The sequence below is a fragment of the Nonlabens sp. genome (genome assembly GCF_051251825.1).
Taxonomy (GTDB): domain Bacteria; phylum Bacteroidota; class Bacteroidia; order Flavobacteriales; family Flavobacteriaceae; genus Nonlabens.
Map to the genome: position 1 here is coordinate 1 of NZ_JBPOGG010000041.1, position 3,034 is coordinate 3,034.

At 38.8% G+C, this 3,034-nt stretch carries 1 protein-coding gene; it reads right to left on the minus strand.

What is annotated here, in order from left to right; genetic code table 11:
* Nucleotides 1–214: 214 nt before the first annotated feature.
* Nucleotides 215–3,034: DNA polymerase I (gene polA, locus ACSHWW_RS14355; protein ID WP_435683157.1), on the minus strand; the 2,820-nt coding region annotated here is incomplete at its 5' end.

Genomic DNA, 3,034 nt, shown 5'->3' on the forward strand with positions numbered 1-3,034 from the left:
ACCAATTTTCTAAACTGCCATTTTCAAATAGATTAGTTTGTGAAAAAGAAAAAACTGACCAAAAAAATACTATTAGAGGCGCGAGGGAACGTATGATCATGGGGTTGAGATATGTTAAAGAAAAACTAACGTAAGATAAACCCTAATATTCTGGTAACCACAATTTTTCGACGAAAAGCCCTTAATATTTCTTCTAACTGTCTCAATATGAGATTTAATGCGCCTCCAACCAATCTTGGCCTACACCAACTTCTACGTCTAATGGTACCGATAATTTGTAAGCATTCTCCATTTCAGATTTTATGACACCTTTTAACTCATCTAATTCCGGTTTGAAAATATCGAATACCAATTCATCATGTACCTGTAAAAGCATTTTGGATTTGTAGTTGCCTTCATCAAGTTTTTTATGGATGTTAATCATCGCAATCTTTATAATATCCGCAGCACTACCTTGTATAGGTGCGTTAACCGCATTACGTTCTGCAGCTCCGCGTACTATGGCATTACTTCCGTTAATATCTTTTAAATAACGTCTTCGGCCTAAAACGGTTTGTACATAGCCATTATCTCGAGCAAAATTTACTTGATCGCTCATGTAGCTACGAAGCTTTGGATAGGTTTTGTAATAGGTGTCAATAAGCTCTTTGGCTTCCGAACGGGATAAGTCGGTTTGGTTGCTCAATCCAAAGGCCGAAACTCCATAAATGATTCCGAAGTTAACGGTCTTGGCATTGCTACGCTGCTCTCGGGTAACATCTTCAATAGGCACATTAAATACTTTTGAAGCAGTAGAAGCGTGAATGTCTTCGCCATTTTTGAAAGCTTCAATCATGGTGGTTTCTTCGCTTAATGCAGCAATAATTCGTAATTCTATTTGGGAATAATCCGCTGCCAATAAAATATAATTTTCGTCACGAGGTACAAAGGCTTTTCGGACTTGGCGTCCTCTTTCCGTGCGAATCGGAATGTTCTGTAGGTTTGGATTGTTACTGCTCAATCGGCCGGTAGCGGCTACAGTTTGCATATAATCCGTATGTACTCTTCCTGTTGTTGGTTCTACTTGCTCTGGTAATGCATCTACATAGGTACTTTTCAGCTTTGCTAGCCCTCGGTAATCCAATACATTTTTAATGATTTCGTGGTCCTTAGCTAGATAAGAAAGTACATCTTCGGCTGTAGAAAATTGACCTGTTTTGGTTTTTTTAGGCTTATCTACCAATTTCATTTTGCTGAAGAGAATTTCGCCTAGTTGCTTTGGTGATGCTATATTAAACTCTTCACCGGCTGCTTCATAGATTTTTTCTTCCAGATTTTTTATATCGTTATTAAGGTCTTCGGAAAGGGAATTCAAGAATTTCTCATCCAGATTGATGCCTTCTAGTTCCATATCCGCCAAAACGTGTAGCAATGGTATTTCAATATCTTTAAAAAGCACGTCTGTCTTTGCTTCAGCAAGCTCAGGTCTGAAGTGTTCAGCCAATTGATAGGTAACATCGGCATCTTCTACTGCGTATTCTGTTTGCTTTTCCAAGGGAACATCACGCATGTTCAATTGGTTCTTGCCTTTTTTTCCAATAAGTTCGGTTATTGAAATAGGGGTGTAGTTCAAATATGTTTCTGAAAGTACATCCATATTGTGGCGCATATCAGGATTAATAAGGTAATGCGCCAACATGGTATCAAAGAACATTCCTTTTACTTTAATAGCATACTTATCTAAAACCTTGATGTCATATTTGAGGTTTTGACCTATTTTTTCAATGTTTTCTTCCTCAAAGAAAGGGCGTAAAATTTCTATAAGTTCTTGGGCTTCTCCCTTGTCTTCTGGAAATGGGATATAATATCCTTTTGTGGCCTCCCAAGAAAAAGCAATACCTACAAGTTGGGCCTCCAACGGATTTAAAGAAGTGGTTTCTGTATCAAAACAAACCGAAGTCTGTTTCATTAGATTTTGAACAAATAGTTTCATGGCCATGCCAGGAGCCACACTTTGGTAAACGTGAGGTATGTCCTTAATCGTTTTTCTACTAGAACTGTCTGTTATTGTAGCAGCACTTGCGCCATCGCCTCCAAAGAGAGAGAATTGTCCGCTGCCGGCAGATGATGATGTTACTGCTTCTTTTTTTGCGGTATCAGTGCTAGTTACTTGTGTCTGGGGTTCTGCTTCTCCCGAAAATATTTTAATGAACTGATCTTTTAACCGTCTAAATTCAAGTTCCTCAAAAATCACTTGAACTTTCTCGCTGTCGGGAACGGACATTTCGTAATCTTCCGCATTGAAGGTAACATCGCATTCGATACAAATGGTAGCAAGCTTTTTGGAAAGAAGACCTAGTTCCTTATTATCTTCAACTTTTTCTTTCATTTTACCTTTCAGCTTATCGGTATTAGCTAAAAGGCCTTCCATAGAGCCAAATTGTTCAATAAATTTCTTAGCGGTTTTGTCGCCAACCCCCGGTAATCCCGGTATGTTATCACTCGCATCACCCATCATTCCCAAGTAATCAATTACCTGTTCGGGACGTTCCACGCCAAAACGTTTTTGTATTTCTGGAATTCCCCATATTTCTATACCGTTACCCATTCTTGCTGGGCGATACATGAATATGTTTTCCGAAACCAACTGACCAAAATCTTTATCAGGAGTAACCATGAAAACTTTGTAATCTTCTTTTTCAGCTTGTTTTGCCAAGGTGCCAATAATGTCATCTGCTTCCCATCCTTCAAGAACAACAGATGGAATATGCATGGCCTTGAGTATATCTTGTATATAAGGTACGGCAATTTTTATGGCATCAGGTGTCTCATTTCGGTTTGCCTTGTACTCCGGAAATAATTCTGTTCGCTCGGCGCTTCCTCCTTTATCGAAGCAAACAGCCAAGTGGTCAGGTTTTTCACGTTTGATAACATCAAAAAGTGAATTCATAAAACCCATAATGGCGGAAGTGTCCATACCCTTAGAATTTATTCTTGGGTTTTTTATGAGGGCATAATAACCACGAAAAATAAGTGCGTAGGCGTCTAGTAAGAA